This window comes from Terrabacter sp. 2RAF25, assembly GCF_052115265.1.
Lineage (GTDB): Bacteria > Actinomycetota > Actinomycetes > Actinomycetales > Dermatophilaceae > Terrabacter.
The window spans coordinates 329,390-347,658 of sequence record NZ_JBFRGJ010000003.1; the positions used below are offsets into that span (position 1 = coordinate 329,390).

The 18,269-nt window shown below is 71.6% G+C and carries 19 protein-coding genes and 2 tRNA genes; 6 read left to right on the top strand and 15 right to left on the bottom strand.

Going from position 1 to position 18,269, the window contains the following annotated elements:
* The first annotated feature begins 33 nt into the window (after positions 1-33).
* Positions 34-915, top strand: coding sequence for a 2-phospho-L-lactate guanylyltransferase (gene cofC / locus AB4091_RS10490; RefSeq protein WP_442291690.1), 882 nt, complete (start codon positions 34-36; stop codon positions 913-915).
* A gap of 131 nt (positions 916-1,046) precedes the next feature.
* Here cofC and AB4091_RS10495 read toward each other — a convergent pair whose 3' ends face one another.
* The 3 genes from AB4091_RS10495 to leuC all read right to left on the bottom strand — a co-directional run bounded on the left by AB4091_RS10495 (position 1,047) and on the right by leuC (position 4,159).
* On the bottom strand, positions 1,047-1,829 hold the full coding sequence (locus AB4091_RS10495) for an HU family DNA-binding protein (protein ID WP_442291691.1): 783 nt from the start codon (positions 1,827-1,829) through the stop codon (positions 1,047-1,049).
* A 287-nt stretch (positions 1,830-2,116) separates the two neighbouring features.
* Positions 2,117-2,710 carry a 3-isopropylmalate dehydratase small subunit gene (leuD, locus tag AB4091_RS10500; protein WP_442291692.1) on the bottom strand — a complete coding sequence of 198 codons (594 nt, stop codon included), beginning with the start codon at positions 2,708-2,710 and terminating at the stop codon, positions 2,117-2,119.
* Positions 2,711-2,713: 3 nt separating this feature from the next.
* Positions 2,714-4,159, bottom strand: coding sequence for a 3-isopropylmalate dehydratase large subunit (gene leuC / locus AB4091_RS10505; protein ID WP_442291693.1), 1,446 nt, complete (start codon positions 4,157-4,159; stop codon positions 2,714-2,716).
* A gap of 152 nt (positions 4,160-4,311) precedes the next feature.
* On the opposite strand from leuC, the gene AB4091_RS10510 reads away from it, so the two are divergent.
* The 3 genes from AB4091_RS10510 to fgd all read left to right on the top strand — a co-directional run bounded on the left by AB4091_RS10510 (position 4,312) and on the right by fgd (position 7,355).
* Complete coding sequence (locus tag AB4091_RS10510; protein ID WP_045191628.1) at positions 4,312-5,064, top strand: IclR family transcriptional regulator; 753 nt, start codon at positions 4,312-4,314, stop codon at positions 5,062-5,064.
* A gap of 189 nt (positions 5,065-5,253) precedes the next feature.
* Positions 5,254-6,252, top strand: coding sequence for a peptidoglycan-binding protein (locus AB4091_RS10515; protein ID WP_442291694.1), 999 nt, complete (start codon positions 5,254-5,256; stop codon positions 6,250-6,252).
* A 95-nt stretch (positions 6,253-6,347) separates the two neighbouring features.
* Complete coding sequence (gene fgd / locus AB4091_RS10520; protein WP_442291695.1) at positions 6,348-7,355, top strand: glucose-6-phosphate dehydrogenase (coenzyme-F420); 1,008 nt, start codon at positions 6,348-6,350, stop codon at positions 7,353-7,355.
* A gap of 1 nt (position 7,356) precedes the next feature.
* Here fgd and AB4091_RS10525 read toward each other — a convergent pair whose 3' ends face one another.
* Positions 7,357-7,863 (bottom strand): DUF4188 domain-containing protein, encoded by a 507-nt coding sequence (locus AB4091_RS10525; RefSeq protein ID WP_442291696.1) that lies wholly within the window; start codon positions 7,861-7,863, stop codon positions 7,357-7,359.
* Between the two features lie 72 nt (positions 7,864-7,935).
* Here AB4091_RS10525 and AB4091_RS10530 point away from each other — a divergent pair, with 72 nt between their 5' ends.
* Complete coding sequence (locus AB4091_RS10530; protein ID WP_442291697.1) at positions 7,936-8,562, top strand: MerR family transcriptional regulator; 627 nt, start codon at positions 7,936-7,938, stop codon at positions 8,560-8,562.
* Between the two features lie 61 nt (positions 8,563-8,623).
* Here the strand turns inward: AB4091_RS10530 and AB4091_RS10535 are convergent.
* From AB4091_RS10535 to AB4091_RS10575, 9 genes are all read right to left on the bottom strand, one after another.
* A tRNA-Glu gene (locus AB4091_RS10535) sits at positions 8,624-8,696 on the bottom strand.
* 91 nt (positions 8,697-8,787) lie between these two features.
* A tRNA-Gln gene (locus tag AB4091_RS10540) sits at positions 8,788-8,859 on the bottom strand.
* A 57-nt stretch (positions 8,860-8,916) separates the two neighbouring features.
* A complete protein-coding gene (locus AB4091_RS10545) occupies positions 8,917-9,669 on the bottom strand; it encodes an HAD family hydrolase (protein ID WP_442291698.1) in 753 nt (250 codons plus the stop codon).
* The gene (locus AB4091_RS10550) at positions 9,666-10,340 is read right to left on the bottom strand and encodes a GNAT family N-acetyltransferase (protein ID WP_442291699.1); all 675 of its coding nucleotides are present in this window, start codon (positions 10,338-10,340) and stop codon (positions 9,666-9,668) included. Before AB4091_RS10550 ends, AB4091_RS10545 begins: the two co-directional genes overlap by 4 nt.
* Before the next feature lie 4 nt (positions 10,341-10,344).
* Positions 10,345-11,784 carry a glutamate--tRNA ligase gene (gltX, locus tag AB4091_RS10555; RefSeq protein ID WP_442291942.1) on the bottom strand — a complete coding sequence of 480 codons (1,440 nt, stop codon included), beginning with the start codon at positions 11,782-11,784 and terminating at the stop codon, positions 10,345-10,347.
* 273 nt (positions 11,785-12,057) lie between these two features.
* On the bottom strand, positions 12,058-12,225 hold the full coding sequence (locus AB4091_RS10560; protein ID WP_442291700.1) for a hypothetical protein: 168 nt from the start codon (positions 12,223-12,225) through the stop codon (positions 12,058-12,060).
* A gap of 27 nt (positions 12,226-12,252) precedes the next feature.
* Complete coding sequence (locus AB4091_RS10565; RefSeq protein ID WP_442291701.1) at positions 12,253-13,032, bottom strand: fumarylacetoacetate hydrolase family protein; 780 nt, start codon at positions 13,030-13,032, stop codon at positions 12,253-12,255.
* A gap of 106 nt (positions 13,033-13,138) precedes the next feature.
* Positions 13,139-14,686 carry a phospholipase D family protein gene (locus AB4091_RS10570; RefSeq protein WP_442291702.1) on the bottom strand — a complete coding sequence of 516 codons (1,548 nt, stop codon included), beginning with the start codon at positions 14,684-14,686 and terminating at the stop codon, positions 13,139-13,141.
* Between the two features lie 35 nt (positions 14,687-14,721).
* Positions 14,722-16,197, bottom strand: a complete 1,476-nt coding sequence (locus tag AB4091_RS10575) for a SagB/ThcOx family dehydrogenase (RefSeq protein WP_442291703.1) — start codon at positions 16,195-16,197, stop codon at positions 14,722-14,724.
* A 67-nt stretch (positions 16,198-16,264) separates the two neighbouring features.
* Between AB4091_RS10575 and AB4091_RS10580 the strand changes: the two genes are divergently transcribed.
* Positions 16,265-17,149 (top strand): 3-methyladenine DNA glycosylase, encoded by an 885-nt coding sequence (locus AB4091_RS10580; RefSeq protein ID WP_442291704.1) that lies wholly within the window; start codon positions 16,265-16,267, stop codon positions 17,147-17,149.
* Here the strand turns inward: AB4091_RS10580 and AB4091_RS10585 are convergent.
* Positions 17,128-17,517 (bottom strand): VOC family protein, encoded by a 390-nt coding sequence (locus tag AB4091_RS10585; RefSeq protein ID WP_442291705.1) that lies wholly within the window; start codon positions 17,515-17,517, stop codon positions 17,128-17,130. The two genes, AB4091_RS10580 and AB4091_RS10585, sit on opposite strands and share 22 nt — an antisense overlap.
* A 189-nt stretch (positions 17,518-17,706) precedes the next feature.
* A complete protein-coding gene (locus tag AB4091_RS10590) occupies positions 17,707-18,261 on the bottom strand; it encodes a TetR family transcriptional regulator (protein ID WP_442291706.1) in 555 nt (184 codons plus the stop codon).
* Between the last annotated feature and the right edge of the window lie 8 nt (positions 18,262-18,269).

Genomic DNA, 18,269 nt, shown 5'->3' on the forward strand with positions numbered 1-18,269 from the left:
CAGCGCGACGGCGAGTGGGACGATATCGCCAGCATGTCGACCTCCCCGAACGCGCGCCCCGAGTCCGCCCTGCCCTCCGTGTCGCCCGGCGACTGGGTCCTGGTCGTCCCGGTCAAGGACACCCGCCACGGGAAGTCCCGCCTGGCACGCGCAGTGGGCTCCGATCGGGCAGCCCTGAGCGGTGCGATCGCCCACGACACCCTATCGGCCACCGTCGAGGCGGTGGGCGCACGTCAGGTCGTGCTCGTCACCGGCGACGAGCCGTTGGCCCTCGCGTGGCAGGCCAAGGGCGTCGACGTCGTCGACGACCCCGGCCGCGGCCTCAACGACGCCGTCTCCGCGGGTATGCGGCAGGCCGGCACGGCGTCCCGGGTGGCGGTCCTGCTCGGCGACCTCCCGGCCCTCGACGCAGTGTCCCTGCGCATCGCCCTCGAGCGCGCCGCCCACGAGGGCGAGTCGTTCGTCCCCGACGACGAAGGCTCCGGCACGGTCCTGCGCTGCGGTCGTGCCTTCACACCGCGTTTCGGAGCCGACAGCGCTTCCCGTCATGCCGCCGACGGCGCCGTTCGCCTCGACCTGCCGCTGCCCCGGCTGCGCACCGACGTCGACGACGCGCGCAGCCTGGCGCAGGCGCGCCGCCTCGGCCTCGGGCCCGCAACGCGAGCAGTCCTGGAGGACCGCGCGTCTGGTTGGATCAGGAGCATGCAGGCGACCGTCCACCGCTTCGACCCCGACACCCACACCGGCAGCGTGCTGCGCGACGACGGCGTGCAGCTCTCGTTCGAGGCACCGGCCTTCGAGGCGAGCGGGCTGCGACTGCTGCGCACCGGCCAGCGCCTCACGGTCGACGTGGTCGACGACGTCGTCGTCGCGATGCGCATCGTCGGCGTCGGAGCGGGGCAGCCGATCCGCTGACCCGCCCTCTCGCGGAGGCGGACCCGCTGGGACGCGATCTCGCTGGGAAAGCGCGTGGGCCCGACCGGTGACCGGTCGGGCCCACGCCGTCGCCTCGAGTGGCCGTCAGGGCGTGTCGACGGCCGAAGCGATCACCTGGAGGCGGTCTTGCGAGCCGTCGTCTTGCGGGCGGACGCGGCCTTCGTCGTCGTCGCCTTCTTGGCGGCCGCCTTGGCGGGAGCCGCCTTGGTCGCGACCTTGCGCGTGGTCGTCTTCGCGGTCGCCTTCGTGGTGGCGGCCTTCGTGGCCGTTGCGCGCTTGGCCGGGGCGGCCTTCGTCGCGGCAGCCTTCGTCGTCGTCGTCCTGGCCGCAGCCTTTGCCGGTGCGGCCTTGGTGGCCGTCTTGCGGGCGGTCGTCTTCGCCGTGGCCGCCTTCGTCGCAGTGGCGGCCTTGGTGGCGGCGGCGGTGGCGCGTTTCGCCGGAGCCGCCTTGGTCGCGGCGGCCTTCGTCGTCGTCCGCTTCGCGGCTGCCTTGGCCGGTGCGGCCTTGGTCGCCGCCTTCCGCGTGGTCGTCTTCTTGGCCGCGGTCTTCGCCGGAGCAGCAGCAGCGGACGACCCGGCAGAGGCACGGGTGGCGGCCGACTCGGTCTTCGAGAGCTTCTTGCTGCCCGAGACGACCTCCTTGAAGTTCGTGCCCGACCGGAACTTGGGGACGCGGGTCTTCTTGATGCGCACCGTCGCCCCGGTCTTGGGGTTACGGCCGGTGCGGGCGGCCCGGTCGGCCCGCTCGAAGGTGCCGAAGCCGGTGATGCCGACCTTGCCACCCTTGGCCACCTCGCGGATGACGACGTCGAGGAAGGCCTCGAGGGCGTCGGAGGCGACCTTCTTGCTGCCGAGCTTCGTCTCGAGCGCGTCGATCAGTTCTGCCTTGTTCACGTCTTCCCCTCCAGAGGACTGTCGGTGTCAGGCGACCCGACGATTTGCGTCCGGAACAGGTCCGGCTACCTCCTGACGTTAGGACGACTCGACGGGCCGCGTCCATCACCAAATGGTGGGTTTTTCGTTGTGTCGCAAGGAGTTTGACGCCTTCTGCGGCCGTCCGAGGGCCAAGCCACCCCCTCCTGGGGTGCCGCCCGGGTGGCACAAGAAAAGACGGATTCCGCTGCATCGCAACGGAATCCGTCTCCTCAGCCGCTCGCAGCGACAGCCCACACAGGCCCGGTTCAGGCCGGCGTGGTCACCGGCTTGTGGCTGGGTCGTCGTGACTCGAAATCGGTGACGAGATCTTCGTGTCGCAGGGTCAGCCCGATGTCGTCGAGCCCTTCGAGGAGCCGCCAGCGGGTGTAGTCGTCGATGTCGAAGGGCGCCACGATCTCGCCGGCGCGGACGGTGCGGCCCACGAGGTCGACCGTGATCTCGGCGCCGGGGTTGTTCTCGAGGTACTTCCAGATGAGCTCGACGTCGTCCTGCGCGACGACGGCCGTGAGCAGTCCCTGCTTGCCGCTGTTGCCACGGAAGATGTCGGCGAACCGGGAGCTGATGACGACCCGGAAGCCGTAGTTCATCAGCGCCCAGACCGCGTGCTCGCGGCTCGACCCCGTGCCGAAGTCGGGACCTGCGACGAGCACCGAACCGCCGGCATACACAGGGTTGTTGAGAACGAACGACTCGTCCTTGCGCCAGGCCGCGAAGAGGCCGTCCTCGAAGCCGGTGCGCGTCACGCGCTTGAGGTACTCGGCCGGGATGATCTGGTCGGTGTCGACGTTGCTGCGGCGCAGCGGCACACCGACGCCAGTGTGGGTCTCGAACTTCTCCATGGCTCAGGCCTCTCCGGTCGTCGCGGACGCGAGCGGGGCGTTCTCGCCGCTCGTGCTCTGCAGGTCGGCCGGGCTCGAGAGCGTGCCGAGCACGGCGGTCGCCGCCGCCACGAGTGGGCTCACGAGGTGCGTGCGACCACCCTTGCCCTGCCGGCCCTCGAAGTTGCGGTTGGACGTCGAGGCGCTGCGCTCGCCGGGGGCGAGCGTGTCCGGGTTCATGCCGAGGCACATCGAGCACCCCGGCAGTCGCCACTCGGCTCCCGCGGCGGTGAAGACCTTGTCGAGGCCCTCGGACTCGGCCTGCAGGCGCACCTTGGCCGAGCCGGGCACGACGAGCATGCGGACGCCGTCGGCGACCCGGTGGCCCTGGACCACGGCCGCGGCGGCGCGGAGGTCCTCGATGCGGCCGTTCGTGCACGAGCCGACGAAGACGGTGTCGACCTTGATGTCTCGCAGCGGCGTGCCGGGCTCGAGGCCCATGTAGGCCAGCGCGTTCGCCGCGGCGACGCGGTCGCTCTCGTCGGCGAAGGACTCGGGGTCGGGCACCGACTCGGAGAGGGGCAGGCCCTGGCCGGGGTTGGTGCCCCACGTGACGAAGGGCGTCAGCTCGGCCGCGTCGAGGTCGACCTCGGCGTCGAAGACGGCGTCGTCGTCGGTGCGCAGGGCCGTCCACTCGGCGACCGCCGCGTCCCAGTCGGCACCGGTCGGGGCGTGCGGGCGACCCTGGAGGTAGTCGAAGGTCGTCTGGTCGGGTGCGATCATGCCGGCACGAGCACCGGCTTCGATGGACATGTTGCACACCGTCATCCGGGCCTCCATCGACAGGGCCTCGATGGCCTCACCGCGGTACTCGATGACGTAGCCCTGGCCACCGCCCGTGCCGATCTTCGCGATGACGGCCAGCACGATGTCCTTGGCCGTGACGGTGTCGGGAAGGGCACCCCGCACGTTGACGGCGAGAGTCCGGAACGGCTTGAGCGGCAGCGTCTGGGTGGCGAGCACATGCTCGACCTCGGAGGTGCCGATGCCGAAGGCGAGCGCCCCGAAGGCGCCGTGGGTCGAGGTGTGGCTGTCGCCGCACACGACCGTCATGCCCGGCTGCGTCAGTCCCAGCTGCGGGCCGACCACGTGGACGATGCCCTGGTCGGCGTCTCCCATGGGATAGAGGCGCACCCCGAACTCGTCGCAGTTGCGGCGCAGGGTCTCGACCTGGACCTTCGAGACGGGATCGGTGATCGGGCCCGGCGTCGTGGGGACGTTGTGGTCCTCGGTGGCGAGCGTGAGATCCGGCCTGCGCACGGGTCGGCCGGCCAGCCGGAGGCCGTCGAAGGCCTGGGGGCTGGTGACCTCGTGGAGCAGGTGGAGGTCGATGTAGAGGAGGTCGGGCTCCCCCTCGGCGCGACGGACGACGTGTGCATCCCAGACCTTCTCGGCCAGTGTGCCTGCCATGACTGCCTCTGACTCCCTTCGCGACGACGACTGCTGGTCCCGAGCGCGCGCGCCATCGAGGACCTGGTCGCGACATCGCTCTTCGGCAAGACTGAACCTTTTATGGGTCCTACGGATTGACGTCTCAGTGCCTGAGACGTCAATATCAGTGCATGGACAACTCTTCAGGGGTCGGTGTTCTCGACAAGGCCGCCACGGTGCTCGGCGCCCTCGAGGCGGGCCCTGCCACCCTCGCCCAGCTCGTCGGAGCCACCGGACTCGCACGTCCCACGGCCCACCGGCTGGCCGTGGCGCTCGAGCACCACCGTCTCGTCTCACGCGACATGCAGGGCCGCTTCGTGCTGGGCCCGCGACTCGGCGAGCTCGCCTCGGCAGCGGGCGAGGACCGCCTCCTCGCTGCGGCCGGCCCGGTGCTCGGCGCGCTGCGCGACCACACGAACGAGAGCGCGCAGCTCTTCCGCCGCCAGGGCGACCAGCGCATCTGTGTGGCCGCTGCCGAGCGGCCCGTCGGCCTGCGCGACTCGATCCCCGTCGGGGCGACCCTGTCGATGCTGGCCGGCTCGGCGGCCCAGGTGCTGCTGGCCTGGGAGGAGCCCGACCGCCTCCACCGTGGGTTGCAGGGCGCCGCCTTCACGGCCACGGCGCTCTCGGGCGTGCGCCGCCGCGGCTGGGCGCAGAGCGTGGCCGAACGCGAGGCGGGCGTCGCCTCGGTGTCCGCCCCCGTACGAGGGCCGTCGGGTCGCGTCGTCGCCGCGGTCTCGATCTCGGGCCCCATCGAGCGGCTCTCGCGCCAGCCCGGTCGGCTGCACGCGGCCACCGTCGTTGCAGGGGCCAACAAGCTCACCGAGGTGCTACGCCGCCACCACGCGATGCAACAGCAGCAACAGCAGCAACAGAACGCCTGAGCAGGAGAACGACCGCCACCGCCCGTGGGCCGTGGTGGCAGCCAGACGCGCATTGCGCAACAGATCGGTCACGATCTGTTGCACGGTCCCTTGTCGGACAACCTTTCAGGGGGTGGTCGCGTCACCCTCAGTGCAGTGCAAGGACGCACTGCAGGTCGCATGTCGAAGCATGCTGGACAAGGGGTCACGATGCAGGCAGCCAACTCAACGGTCCGTTCGACCGGCGCTCTGCGCCGAGCCCTGGTGCTGACCGGCGCCCTGGCGCTGATGGCCGGCACCGCCGCCTGCACTCCCACCTCGGCGCCCGAGGCCGCAGCGACCAACGTCGGCCAGACCGTGGGCTCGCCCCTCTCGACGCCCTCGGCGCCCGACGAGACACCCGCGTCGGCCCCTGCCGACACCGCGACACAGACGGCGGTCGCCACCCCGAGCTCCACGCCCTCGACCGAACCGACCACCGAGGCGCCGAAGCCTGCGCCACAGCCCGCATCGAAGCCGGCACCCGAGCTGGCGCCGAAGCCCGAGCCCGCCCCCGTCGTCATCCTCAGGGCGGGCGACAGCGGATCGAAGGTGCGCTCGCTCCAGGCCCGCCTGCGCCAGGTCGGCTGGTTCGCCGGCGACGTCAGCGACCGCTACGGCCAGAAGACCACCGAGGCCGTGCGCGGCTTCCAGGCCAAGCGCGGCTTCGACGCGACCGGAGACCTAGACGAGCGCACGTGGGACAAGCTCGTGTCGATGACCCGCCGGCCGACCACCGACGAGCTGGCCAACGTGAAGCCGAAGCCGGCCGAGCCGAAGGCCGACACCACCGCGTCCGACCTCGACGAGCGCTGCATGACCGGTCGCGTCATGTGCGTCAGCAAGACGACGCGCCGCCTGACCTGGGTCGTCGACGGCGTGCCGCAGTACGGCTTCGACGTGCGCTTCGGCAGCGACGAGCTGCCCACCCGCGAGGGCGTCTTCTCGGTCTACAAGAAGAAGGTCGACGTCATCTCGAACCTCTACCACACGCCGATGCCGTACTCGATGTTCTTCTCCGGCGGCCAGGCCGTGCACTACTCCTCGAACTTCGCGCGCCTCGGCTACGCGGGCGCCTCCCACGGCTGCGTCAACGTGCGCAACAAGCCGCTGCTGGTCCAGCTGTACAGCGAGGTGCGGATCGGCGACAAGGTCGTCGTGCACTGGTGACGCACCGGTCGCGACCGTCACGAGCTGCTCACCGACCTGGGAGCACGCGGCCGTAGGCTGGCGAGGTCCACTCCCCCAGGCCCAGAGGAGTCAGCGTGCTCAAGGTTGGTTGGAAGGCGTCAGCGGAACAGTTCGGACCGCGTGACCTCGTCACGTATGCCGCCCGGGCCGAGGAGGTCGGACTCGACTCGGTCTTCATCTCCGACCACTTCCAGCCCTGGCGCCACCAGGACGGGCACGCGCCGTTCGCCATGTCGTGGCTCGCGGCCGCCGGTGAGCGCACCGAGCGCATCCAGCTCGGCACGTCGGTGATGACCCCGACGTTCCGCTACAACCCGGCGGTCGTGGCCCAGGCGTTCGGCACGCTCGGCGCGCTCAACCCCGGGCGCATCGTCCTCGGCATCGGCACCGGTGAGGCGCTCAACGAGGTCGCGGTCGGCGCGGCCGGCTCCCCGTGGCCCGAGTTCAAGGAGCGCTTCGCCCGCCTGCGCGAGGCCGTGACCCTGATGCGCCGGCTCTGGACCGAGGAACGCGTCGAGTTCGAGGGCGACTACTACCGCACCCACGCGGCCACCGTGTACGACCGCCCCGACCAGCCGATTCCCGTCTACGTGGCCGCGGGCGGCCCCCTCGTCGCGAGGTATGCCGGCCGGTCGGGCGACGGGTTCATCTGCACGTCCGGCAAGGGTCGTGAGCTCTACGAGGACAAGCTCCTCCCTGCTGTCGACGAGGGGCTCGCGAAGTCGGGCCGCACGCGCGATGACATCGACAAGATGATCGAGATCAAGCTGTCCTACGACCGCGACCCCGACCAGGCGCTGCACAACGTCCGGTTCTGGGCACCGCTGTCGCTCAGCGCCGAGCAGAAGCACGGCGTCGACGACCCGGTCGAGATGGAGCGTCTCGCCGACGAGCTGTCGGACGAGCAGATCGCCAAGCGCTGGATCGTCACGAGCGACCCCCAGGAGGCCGTCGACGCGGTGCGGCAGTACGTCGACTGGGGCTTCGACCACGTCGTCTTCCACGCGCCCGGCCACGACCAGGGCCGCTTCCTCGAGCAGTTCTCGGCGGACGTGCTGCCCGGGCTGCGCGAGCTGGGCTGACCTAGCCCGCTGCCGCCCGATTGGCGAGCCTGGCGTGCCGGCGCCGGGACCTCTCTCCGGTCGTGCCGAACGCCTTGCCCAGCCCCGTGGGCGGCATCGCGACGTAGAGGCTCTCGTGCGCGCCCGAGGGGACGGCATACGTCTCGTGCCAGATGCCCACGGCGCCGGTCGCCCGGCGACTGCGCCGGTAGAACGCTGTCCAGGCCGGGCGGTGCAGGCGGTCAGGGTCGTTGGCGTACGCGTAGACCGACTCGACGTCGCGCCAGTACTGCACGACGGTGGGCCCTCGCGCCCCGACGAGGGTGCGGGCCTCGAGGAAGCCGAGGTCGGGTCCGTCGCCCCGGGCTGCGGCGGCCTTGGCGGCATACAGCTCGGCGATCATGCCCGGCATGGCGCCGAACACCGGCAGCCACAGGTCTGGCCGCCAGGGCTGGTTGACGCGCATGCCGATGAGGAAGACCGCGAGGTCGCCGTCGTGGGTGTGGGTGGAGTGCGCGAAGCCGGTCATGACTCGCCTTTCGGATAGTGGCACTATCCAAGTTTGGAGAGTCATACTATCCAAAGTCAAGGAGGTTCTTCCGTGCGCATCTCGGAGCTGTCGGAACGCAGTGGCGTCACCATCCCCACACTCAAGTACTACCTGCGCGAGGGGCTGCTGCACGCCGGCGAGCTGCAGGGCGCCACCCGGGCGGTCTACGACGACTCCCACCTCGAGCGCGTCCGCCTCGTGCGCACGCTGGTGGACGTCGGGCGGCTGTCGATCGAGCGGGTCCGCGAGGTGGTGCGAGCCATCGATGCCCCTCCAGCCGGCCGGCACGAGCTGCTGGGCGCGGCCCACGAAGCCCTGCGGCCACATCCGCCGACGTCCACGCCGGCCCCCGACGCCCTGGCCCAGGTGGCGGCCCTGGGGCTGCCCGAGTGCGACCACTCTCCCGCGAGCCTGCAGCTCGCCCACGCTCTGACCTCCGCGGCGGACGGAGGGTGGACCATCGAACCGACGACCCTCTCGGTGTGGCTCGGCGCAATGCGCGAGGTGGCCCAGACCGACGTCGTCGCGGAGCTCGGCGAGGTGTCGGCGGGAGAGGCGCTGCGCTACGCGATCGTCGGGAACGTGCTCACCGACCCGGTGCTGCTGGCCCTTCGTCGGGTCGCACAGGAGGACGTGAGCGCAGCGCGCTTCGGCTCCGGCCCCACCGGTCAGCCCTGAAACGCAGAAGACCCCGGTCCGTGTGGACCGGGGCCTTCTTGTCGCTCTCTCGAGCATCACGTAGCCCCGACGGGATTCGAACCCGCGCTACCGCCTTGAGAGGGCGGCGTGCTAGGCCGCTACACAACGGGGCCGTGAGCGGTGCCGAGCGAGCTCGGCACGAGAAGAAACCTTACCGTGAGGTTTGGATTTCTCCGAATCGGCTCACGTTGCCGTGAGCCAGAGCTGGGGTACCAGGACTCGAACCTAGAATGACGGAACCAGAAACCGTAGTGTTGCCAATTACACCATACCCCAAGGGGTTTCACTCCGAGCCTGCCTCGCGGCCGGTACGGGGTGAACCGAATGGGAATACTACCGGTCCGTGACCGGTGGCCCAAATCGACGGTCGAGGGCGGCCGTGAGCTCGTCGAGACCCACCACCGAGGCCACCTGCTCGGTGGTGCCGCGGGCCGCCCGGTCGAGCCAGACCGCACGCAGCCCCGCCGCCTCGGCACCGAGGACGTCCCACTCGAGGCTGTCGCCCACGCAGACGACGCGCGCCGGGTCGACCGCCATCAGGCGACACGCCTCGACGTAGACACGGGGGTCGGGTTTGCCGAAGCCGAGGGTGTCGGTCGTGACGACCACGTCGAAACGCTGCACGAGGTCGAGGGCCTCCAGCTTGACCCGGGTGGGCGCGAGGGCGGAGTTGGTGAGCAGCGCGACGGGCAGGCCGAGGCGGTGGGTCGCGTCGAGCAGCTCGGGCACATCGGGGAAGAGCCGCTGTGCGCTGCGGAAGGCAGGGGCGTAGGCGTCCTCGAACGAGCGGTGCGCGTCTGGCGGGACGTCGAGCCCGAAGGCTGCCGCGACCTCGGCGAGCCGGCCGGCGCGCATGGCGTCGAACGCGACGTCGCCGGAGGCGTAGCGGGGGAACCACCGTTCGGGGTCGTCGTAGTAGCGCTGGGCCATGGCCCGGTGGTCACCGGCGCGCTGCGGCCAGATCGCGGCCGCGGCCTCCGTGCCGGCCACGACCATCGCATCCCTGGTGTCGACGATGGTGTCGTCGACGTCGAGCAGCACCGCCCTGACACCGTCGAGGGCGGCGTCCAGCCTCGTCGCGCTCACGACGCCCCCTCCCCCAGTCCGAACAGGGGCAGCGCGGTGGCGACGCCGTCGACGACGACGTCGTGGGCGAGCCCTGACGCGGTCCACGTCGCCGCCTCGAGCCGGACGTGCTGGAGGGTCTCGCCCGAGTGCTCGAGGACCGAGCGGTGCGTGTCTCGGTAGCCCAGGGCCCGCGACACCCCGAGCGATCCACCGTTGCCGACGACGGCTGAGCTGATCGCGGCAACGGCGCCGAGGTGCCCGAACGCGAGGGCCAGCACCGCGGCCCTCATCTGCTTGCCGAGCCCCCTGCCCCGCGCGGGGCCGACGAGCCACGACGACGAGTCGACGGTGCGCTCGGACCTCCAGTCGGGACCCTCCAGCCACTGCACGCCCACGACGTCGCCGCCGCCACGCGCCACGAACGGCAGCGCCCAGTCGTCGGGCGACCACATGCCGAGCGCGCGCCAGTAGCCCTGCGCCAGGACAGCACGCCGATTGGCCCGCTCGTCGAGACCGGCATACCGGGTGGCGTGCGGGTTGAGCTCGAGGTCGGCCGGCATGACCTGCGCCAGCACCGGCAGGTCGGCCTCGGTCATGACCCGAAGGTCGAGCTCTGCGGTGCCCAGCCGTATGCCGTGCAGCGGCCACACGCTCCCGGGGCCGTGGTCGTCCACGACGGTCTCGACCACGCCGTCAGAGCGAGTCGCGCAGCGACCGCAGGCGGCTCAGCGTCGACGTCTTGCCGAGGATCTCCATCGACTCGAAGAGCGGGGGCGAGATGCGCTGGCCGGACACAGCGGTGCGCAGCGGGCCGAAGGCGAAGCGCGGCTTGATCCCGAGACCCTCCACGATCGCGGTCCGCAGGGCCTCCTCGATGGACGCGGCGTTCCAGGCGCTTCCGGTGCCGAGGACGCCCTCGCCGTGGTCGTCGATGTCACCGAGCACGCGGAGCGCCGCGTCGAGCACGTCACCCGCGTCGTCCTTGAGCTGGGCCCGGGCCTCGTCGGCGATCTCCAGCTGGTCGTCGGCGACGAAGAACGGTCCCACGAGCGCCGGGGCCTCGGTGAGCAGCGCCATCCGGGTCTGGATGAGCTCGGCGACGGCCTTGAGCCGCGCCAGCTCGCCGAGCGACTGGGTCTCGCCGAGGATGCCGGCGTCGACGAGGTAGGGCAGCAGGCGGCTCGCGAACTCGCCGACCGCGAGCTCACGGATGTGGACGCCGTTGAGCCACTCGAGCTTCTTGAGGTCGAAGATCGGGCCGATCGGGTTGACCTTCGACCAGTCGAAGGTGCGGCTGAACTCCTCGAACGTGAAGACCTCGACATCGGTGCCCTCGGCGTCCTGCTGCGGCGGGTAGGCAAGCAGGGCAAGGAAGTTCACGAGCGCCTCGGGCAGGTAGCCCTGCTCGCGGAACCACGTGAGCCGAGCCGCGGGGTTCTTTCGCTTGGAGATCTTGGACTTGTCGGTGTTGCGCAGCAGCGGCATGTGGGCGAACTTCGGCGGCTCGAGGCCCAGCCACCGGTAGAGGAGGACGTGCTTGGGCGTCGAGCTGATCCACTCCTCGCCGCGCACGACGTGGGTGATGCCCATCTCGTGGTCGTCGACGACGACGGCCAGGTGGTACGTGGGGAACCCGTCGGCCTTGAGGATGACCTGGTCGTCGGGGCGCGGCGCCGACACCTTGCCGCGGATGACGTCGTCGAAGACGAGCGGCACGTCGTCGGGGACGAGCATGCGCACCACGGGGGTCTCGGTGAAGCCGGGCAGGGCTGCGCGCTCGTCGCGGGTCTTGCCGACGCACAGGCGGTCGTAGCCCGTCGGTTGCTTGGTCTTCTGCTGGATCTCGCGCATCTGGTCGAGGCGCTCCTTGGAGCACCAGCAGTGGTAGGCGTGCCCGTCGGCGACGAGGCGGTCGACGTAGGGGCGGTATGTGTCGAGCCGCTCACTCTGGCGGTAGGGCGCGAACGGGCCGCCGATGTCGGGCCCCTCGTCCCAGTGGAGCCCGAGCCAGGCGAGCGTGTCGTAGAGCTGGGCCTCGGAGTCCTCGCGGAAACGGGCGCGGTCGGTGTCCTCGACGCGCAGGACGAACTGGCCACCCTGCTGCCGCGTGAAGGCGAGGTTGAAGAGCGACATGTATGCGGTACCGACGTGCGGGTCGCCCGTGGGGCTCGGCGCGACTCGCGTGCGCACCGGACCGCTGCCGTCGGACGTGCTGCGGCGGGCCTGCTCGGCCGGGCGCACCTCGACCTGCGCGTCACCCGAGGCGGACCCGGACGGGGTCCCCGGGAGGGAACTGGACGGCATACCTGCTGTGTTCTCGCTCATGGTGCGAACAGCCTAGTGGCCGCCGCGAGCCGATCGGCGTGCGGCTTCGGGCGGTCGGGCCGGCGTCGCAGGCCCCGGCAGTCAGTGCCCGACAGCGCCGGGAGGGCCGTCGACGTCGTCGTGCTTCGCGTCGTAGGTCGCGTCCTCGTCGGGCCCCTGGTCGGGCTCGCCGGCCCCCGCATGGCGTCCGGCGTAGTCGCCCTGCGGCTCGTCGGTCGGGTCGGAGGCGGTGGTGTCGTCGTTGCTCATGGCCTCGACCCTAGGTGCCGACGGCGGTCAGCGCCTGACGAAGGTGTTGGTGAGAGAGCCGATCCCGCCGATCTCGACGGTCACCTGCTGACCGGCCTCCACGAGACCCACGCCGGCCGGCGTACCCGTGAGGATGACGTCGCCGGGCAGCAGCGTGAAGGCGGCAGAGGCGTACTCGATGATCTTCGCGATGCCGTGGATCATGTCGGCAGTGGTGCCGTCCTGCTTCACGTCCCCGTCGAGCGTGGTGACGATGGACAGGTCAGCGGGGTCGAGCTCGGTCTCGACCCACGGTCCGAGCGGGCAGCTCGTGTCGAAACCCTTGGCCCTCGCCCACTGTCCGTCGGTGCGCTGCCAGTCTCGAGCCGTGACGTCGTTGGCGATGGTGTAGCCGTAGATGCACTCGGTGGCGTTCTCGGCCTTGACACCCTTGGTGATCGTCTTGATGACGACGGCGAGCTCGCCTTCGTAGGAGATCTCATCACTTCCGGCCGGGAGCACGACGGGGTCGAAGGGACCGACGACCGAGGTGTTCGGCTTGAAGAACATCATCGGCTCGGCGGGGGCCTCGCCGCCCATCTCCTTGGCGTGGTCGGCGTAGTTCTTGCCGATGGCCACCACCTTGGAGCGCGGGATGACGGGCGCGAGCAGGCGGACGTCGTCGAGCATGACCGGCGGCTGACCGCTGGGCTGCAGCCCGACGTAGAGGGGGTCGCCGGCGAGCGGCGTGATGACCTCGCTGCCGGGGTCGCCCTGGACGATGCCGTATGCCGGGTCGTCCCCGGTCGTGTACCTCGCGATGCGCACGCACCCACCCTAGCCACAGGGCCGACGCCGCCCGACGCCGCCCGACGCACGCCCGACGCATGCCCGACGCCCGCCCGGCGTCGTGCGCGTCCCGCCGGAACTGGTGTCAGAACGTGCGCCGCAACCGCAGTCCGAGCGGCCGGCCGTCCGGGTCGTAGACGAGCCGGTAGAGGGGGTCGGCCCACAGGCGGGTGAGCCGGCTCTGGTCCGGGTCGTCGAGCGGACGCAGCCGGCCGGGTGGCCGGGCCTCGAGGTCGCCGCCGGCAGCACGTCCCTGCCGCCAGCGCTCCAGGGCACGGGCACTCGCGGCGTACGCGTCGAAGTGGTCCTCGAGGGCCAGCTCTCCGTGGGCGCCGAGGTGCTCGCGGGCGAGTGCCTGGCGCAGGCTGCGGGCCAGGCCCCGGTGCGCGACGGCTGCGGACAGCTCGGAGTCGTGCGTCCACGAGCGTCGGTTGAAGTTGTCCGAGCCGACCGTGACCCACTCGTCGTCGACGACGCAGACCTTGGCGTGCACGTAGACCGGTGTGCCGGAAGGGTTCTCGATCCCGTAGACGGCGACGCGGCCGGGCGCGGCCGCCTTCAGGTCGTCGAGCAGGCGGGCGCGGCTCACGAGGTTGGGGGCGCGGGTCACGGCCCCGTCCTGGTCGGGCTGGTGCGGGAGCACGGCGACCAGGCGCAGGTTCGGCGCGCGGCGCAGGTTGTGGACGAGCAACGCGCACACCTCGCTCGACCACAGGTACTGGTCCTCGAGGTAGATGAGGTGCCGGGCGCGGGCAAACGCCTTGGTGTAGGCGCGGGCGACGCTCCGCTCGCCGCGGGGGGCGAACGGGTAGCCGCCCAGGCGACGGCCGTAGGTGCGCAGCAGCTGGACCGGGTGCTCGCCCGTCGGAGCGGGGTCGGCTGCCTGCTGTGGCAGGGGACGGCGGCGCGGACGGTCACCGCGCGAGGCGTCCAGCGCCAGTCGGACCGGTGAGCGGGTCAGCGCCTGCGGGTCGTCCCACCGCTCGCGGAAGACCGTCTCGACGTCGCCCACCACCGGCCCGGTCAGGGCCAGCTGGACGTCGTGCCACGGTGGCCTGGCCCCGTAGACCCGCGCCATCGACTGCGGCTGGGGGTCGCCGGCGTGGTCGGCGTCGTCGCGGCGACTGTGGCACAGGTCGATCCCGCCGAGGAACGCGACGTCGAGCTCGGGTCGGTCGGGGTGCCTCAGCACGACGAACTTCTGGTGGTGCGAGCCGCCGAGCCGCACGCGCATGTCGAGGTGGCACTCGCCGCCGGCCGCGTTGACGTCCTCCTCCAGGTGGCGGTTCTCGTCCGCGGAGAACGCCAGCCGGTCCCAGTGGGAGCGCCAGACGAGGCCGCGCACGTCGACCCCCCGCCGTGCGGCGTCGGCGAAGAGTCGGGCGACCTCGCTGCCTGGCTCACCCGTCAGCCGCTCGTCCGGGTCACCGCGCCAGTCGACGAAGAGCAGCAGGTCGCCCGCGCGCATCTCCGCCACCCGTCGGGTGAGCTCCGCGAAGTACGCCTTGCCGTGGATGAGCGGGGTGACCGTGTTGCCCTCGCTCCACGCACGCCCGTCAGGGTGTCGCGTGTCGAGGCGCGTCCACGGGTTGCCCCGTTCGGAGGCGTCGAGATACCAGTCGGCGGCGACCACGGACCGAGCGTATGCCGCCGCGTCCCCGGAGCAGGTCAGCGCGGCCAGACGATCGTGACGTCGGCCGGCGAGCCGGGCGTGCCGCTGCGGCGCGTGCGGTACTCCGGCACCCCGACGCACGTCCACAGCAGCCCCGCGACGTCCTCGCCGAGGAGGCTCTCGAGGTCGGAGTCACGGAAGGTCATCCCGGAGGCGGCCGCGCCCAACGCGTACGCCATCAGGTGCAGTCGGCCCTCCACGAGTCCGGCGAGCAGCTGGACGTCGCGGTAGTCGTGGTCGTCGAGGTCGGTCAACCGCGTGCCGCTCATCGCGACGAAGGAGGCGTCGCGTGCGAGCCCCTGCTCGAGAGCGGCGCCGAACAGCTCGTCGCGCACCACCTGCTGTTCGAGCGGTCGGACCGGGGCGTCGACGTCGGGCCAGCGCGCCACACCGGTCGGCACGCCCTCGACACCGCTCACGCCGACCCAGTGCGGGACGGTGATGCCGCGCAAGGCGGCATTCATCGCGTCGTGCAGCACGTCACGCGAGAGGGTGCGGTCGGCATGGAGTCGACGGATCGAACCCTTGCTGGCGACGACGGCGTCGATGGCCGCTCCCGCACCGGTTGCCGCGACGGCGACGGGGGCCCCACGCGCGATCTCGGCACCGAGGCCGGTGCGCTCCCCCGCCCGCTGGGCGGCCGTCACGAGCGGGAACTCGAGGCCGTCGGCATCGTGGTGGCCGCCGAGCGCGTCCCCTGTCGGCTGCACGGCCGGTGCGCCGGGGCCGAGGGCGACGAGCGCGACCGGGAACTCCCGGACGCCATCGGCCCCCACGAGGGCCGCGACCTCCCGGTCGGCGAACGTCGTGAAGAGGTGGGCCGGCACGCCGGCGCCGTCGGCGAGCGCGAGCAGCTGGGCCAGCATCGTGCCGGCGTCCCAGTAGATGTGGCGGAAGCCCCTCTCGCGGTAGCGCCAACCGGTGCGCCAGGGGATGCCCGTGACGACGACCGTCGGCGCGTGGCCGGACGGAGGCGCACCCACCGTCACGAGCGCGTGCGCCTCGGGGTCGTACCAGTAGACACCCGGCGCCACGTCGGCGGAGAGGACGTCGGGGTCGACGCCGCGCGGCACCGCGACGTAGAGCTCCAGCGGGAAGCGCGCACCGGCCGATCCCGCCGCCCGGAAGAGCATGACGCCGCCGTCGGGTCGCTGCGTGCGACGGGTGACACCCGACGACAGGTAGAGCAGGCGCGCCAGGCCGGCCAGGTCGAGCCCGCTGGTGGGAACGTCGGCGGTGCCGGCGAGCACGGCGGTGGCCGGAGCGGTGGCGGCGGGAAGCTCCTGCGGAAGGAGCGTGCGCCTCAGGTCGTCGCCGTAGCCCTTGTACCAGGCGGGGCGGCGGGTGAGGTCGTTCGGCACCAGCTCCTGGACGAGGCGATCGTCGTCGGGCACCTCGGTCCACTCCCGTTCGTGGGAGTAGCTCGTGAGGCGGTGGAGCAGGTGGGTGGGCCGTTCGGCGTCCGCTGCCATGGCCCCATCCTGCTCCGGACGGCTCGCGGATGGCGGGATGTCGGGCGCGATCGCCTACCCTCGTGGGGTGCAGGTGCTGGGCGAGCGGGAATGGCGGGAGCGCACCGCGGCCCACGAGACGCGGGTCACGGCGGCCACCGCGGCGCACCTCGAGCGCCGACGCGACCACCGGACGCACCCTGTCGAGGACTTCCTCTTCGCCTACTACTCCTACAAGCCCGCCCAGCTGCGGCGCTGGCACCCGGGCGCCGGGGTGGCCCTCGCCGGGGCCGTGAGGGCGCCGCACCGCGACTGGCGGTTCTACGTCGTCGACGGGCACCAGGCGCGTGTGGACGACGGCGCGTTCGTGGCAGCGCGCGGCGACACCCTGCGCTTCGTGCGCGAGCTGCTCGTGCGGACCGCGGACCGGCCGGCCCGTTTCGGCTGCTTCGGCCTGCACGAGTGGGCCATGGTCTACCGGCAGGGTTCCTCCGACGTGCGACACACGGGTTGGCCGCTGCGGCTCGGCGGGCAGGGCACCGACGCCGTCGTCGAGAGCCACCAGATCTCGTGCTCGCACTTTGACGCCTACCGCTTCTTCACCCCGGACGCCCTGCCGCGCAACGCTCTTCGCCCGACCCGTGACAGCCAGGTCGACCTCGAGCAGCCGGGGTGCCTGCACGCCGGCATGGACCTCTACAAGTGGGCCCACAAGCTGGTGCCGGTCGTGTCGAGCGAGCTCGTCATGGACTGCTTCGAGCTGGCCCGTGACATCCGGTCGCTCGACATGCGCGCCGCACCGTACGACCTCCGCGAGCTCGGTTACGAGCCGGTGCCGATCGAGACGAACGAGGGCAAGGCGCAGTACGCCGCCGAGCAGCGCGCCTTCTCGGTGCGGGGCCAGGCCCTGCGCGAGCGCCTCGTCGAGGCCGTCGACCGCGTCACGGCGGGTCAGCCGGCAGCATCGACGTAGAGGCAGAAGGGATGGCCGGCGGGGTCGAGCATCACCCTGACGTCGTCCTGCGGCTGGAAGGTCGCGACCTCGGCACCCGCACCCACAGCGAACGCGACGGCCTCCTCGAGGTCGTCGACCTCGATGTCGAGGTGCACCATCATGAGGGGCTCCCCCGGCCGACTCGGCCACACGGGCCGCACGAAGTTCGGCTCAGTCTGGAACCCCAGGTTGTAGCCCCTGGACTCCGAGGGCGCGAGCGTGGCCCAGTCAGGCTCGTCGGTGTAGAGCGTCCAGCCCAGCAGTCGCTGGTAGAAGTGCGCGAGGTCCGACGCCCGGGGCGCGTCGAGCACGACCCCGAACCAGGTCTTGGTCGTCCGTAGTGGCATGCGGCCAGTCTGCCGCCCGCTTCCCGCTGCAGGCGCCTCACAAGTTTTTCGATTCCGCGCGTATCACCGCCGGGATGCGCCACTCTGATGAGTGTCGGCGAAGGTCCACGGCACGCGCGCCGGCGATATCCACCCCTCGGGGGTGGTGCTGGGCGGGGCCTGGGCCGCCCAGCACTTTCGCGTCTCCGCTCAGTGAGCGGAGCCGAGCCCTCGCACGATGACGGCGAGACCGACCTCGAAGGCCTTGGCCTCGGAGGTGGCGTCAGGCGCCGGGAGGTCAGGCTCCACCTGTGATGCGAGCGCGCGGTTCTGCTGCGCCGCAACCGAACCCAAGATGTGGTGGACCACGAGGGCGGCGACGTCGTCGCGCTCGGAGGCTGTCGCCCCGGCCTCGTGCACGAGCCGCGCCAGGTCGCGCAGGGCGCGGGCGCCCGGCTCGACGGCATACGCGAGGCCGACGACGTCGGCAGCGTCGGGCACCTGCACCAGGGCGTCCCGCACGGCGACGGCGAGACCGGTCAGGGCCTCGGCCGCGGGCCGGTCGGTCGACGGCGGCGCGATCTCGGCCAGCAGCACGTCGGCCACCTCGACGAGCAGCTCCTGCTTGTTGGCGACGTGCCAGTACAGGGCGCCGGGTGCCACCCCGAGCTCGCGCGCCAGGCGTCGCATCGACAGGTCTCCGAGGCCATAGCGGCGCAGCAGGGCGACGGCCGTGCCGACGACCTGCTCCCGGCTCAGTGCCACGTGATCCC

Excerpts from the sequence above, each read along its gene's own strand:
- AB4091_RS10515 (WP_442291694.1), top strand. The coding sequence starts at position 5,254 with ATGCAGGCAGCCAACTCAACGGTCCGTTCGACCGGCGCTCTGCGCCGA.
- cofC (WP_442291690.1), top strand. The coding sequence starts at position 34 with ATGTCGACCTCCCCGAACGCGCGCCCCGAGTCCGCCCTGCCCTCCGTG.
- leuC (WP_442291693.1), bottom strand. The coding sequence starts at position 4,159 with ATGGCAGGCACACTGGCCGAGAAGGTCTGGGATGCACACGTCGTCCGT.
- AB4091_RS10575 (WP_442291703.1), bottom strand. The coding sequence starts at position 16,197 with ATGGCAGCGGACGCCGAACGGCCCACCCACCTGCTCCACCGCCTCACG.
- gltX (WP_442291942.1), bottom strand. The coding sequence starts at position 11,784 with ATGTCGCTCTTCAACCTCGCCTTCACGCGGCAGCAGGGTGGCCAGTTC.
- leuD (WP_442291692.1), bottom strand. The coding sequence starts at position 2,710 with ATGGAGAAGTTCGAGACCCACACTGGCGTCGGTGTGCCGCTGCGCCGC.
- AB4091_RS10560 (WP_442291700.1), bottom strand. The coding sequence starts at position 12,225 with ATGAGCAACGACGACACCACCGCCTCCGACCCGACCGACGAGCCGCAG.
- AB4091_RS10585 (WP_442291705.1), bottom strand. The coding sequence starts at position 17,517 with ATGCCACTACGGACGACCAAGACCTGGTTCGGGGTCGTGCTCGACGCG.
- AB4091_RS10525 (WP_442291696.1), bottom strand. The coding sequence starts at position 7,863 with ATGACCGGCTTCGCGCACTCCACCCACACCCACGACGGCGACCTCGCG.
- AB4091_RS10510 (WP_045191628.1), top strand. The coding sequence starts at position 4,312 with ATGGACAACTCTTCAGGGGTCGGTGTTCTCGACAAGGCCGCCACGGTG.